Origin of the sequence: Wolbachia endosymbiont of Glossina morsitans morsitans, from assembly GCF_000689175.1 — a bacterium.
Taxonomy (GTDB): Bacteria; Pseudomonadota; Alphaproteobacteria; order Rickettsiales; family Anaplasmataceae; genus Wolbachia; species Wolbachia pipientis.
This window is the reverse complement of record NZ_AWUH01000022.1, coordinates 1-1,036: the sequence shown is the minus strand read 5'-3', so window position 1 is coordinate 1,036 and position 1,036 is coordinate 1. Positions and strand designations below refer to the sequence as shown.

At 37.5% G+C, this 1,036-nt stretch carries 1 protein-coding gene; it reads left to right on the top strand.

Annotated elements, in window-relative coordinates:
* Positions 1-192: 192 nt before the first annotated feature.
* Entirely contained in the window at positions 193-780 is a 588-nt protein-coding gene (gene coaE, locus WGMM_RS00665) for a dephospho-CoA kinase (protein WP_006280338.1), read from the top strand.
* Positions 781-1,036: the final 256 nt, after the last annotated feature.

The window sequence follows — 1,036 nt, the reverse complement described above, 5'->3', positions numbered from 1 at the left end:
AATTTTGTCAGTAACTGCCAGTTCTTTTCACTTGAGCGATGCAACAAAGCCATCCCAGACTGGGATGACACCACCTACAAATTGCAATGTTCGTATAGTTATGTGCTTGACACTGGGATCTAGAAAATCTAGTTAATATATATAGAGAAACCTTAGCTATAGTTTCAAAAGAAGTCGAATGTATTTTGTTATATGATTATAAGTCTAACAGGCGGAATTGGGGTAGGAAAGAGCTTTGTAGCTAATTGCTTTCAAGAGTTTGGTGCTGTTGTATTTGATGCTGATTCTGTTGTACACCAACTTTATAAAGTGGATAAAAGCATAATAAGTTATGCAGAGAAAAATTTTCCTGGAGTGGTAGTAAATGGTGAAATAGATAGAACAGTACTGTCTAAATATTTCTTAGCCTACGATGAAAATTGGAAACAATTTCAATCTTTGGTTCACTCTGCTGTGCTGCGTGAATTAGAATTTTTTATTGCCAAGGAAAAAAAGATCGATAGAAAACTTTTAGTTTTAGATGTGCCACTTCTATTAGAAACAAAATTTTATTTATATTGCGACCTTATTGTTTTTGTTCATGCAGATAGCGTTGTGCAAGCTCAAAGACTTAACGAACGCAACATAGATAAAGAAAAGCTTAATCTAATCTCCGATGTTCAGTTATCTATTGAGGAGAAAAGGAAGATGAGTGACTTTATTATCGATACCAGTGTAAGCAAAGAGTATGTTTTTTCTCAAGTAAAAGATATAGTGGATTCATTAAACCTAAACACGTAGCTCTACGTCATACCGCCGCGGTATCTCTAGATCCCGCTAACAAGCAGCGGGATGACGGTTGTCAGGATCCCAGCAGCCTCCCTCCCCTGTCATCCAAGTAGCTCCCTATGGTGTCATCCCCAGTGCCCAGACACTGGGATCCAGGAAAATTGATTGTGCACTATAGACAACATTTTTGATCAAAAACTGGATTCCAGTGGGCTTTGTTGCATCGCTCAAGTGAAAGAACTGGCAGTTACTGACAAATTCATTATAA

Excerpts from the sequence above, each read along its gene's own strand:
- coaE (WP_006280338.1), top strand. The coding sequence starts at position 193 with ATGATTATAAGTCTAACAGGCGGAATTGGGGTAGGAAAGAGCTTTGTA.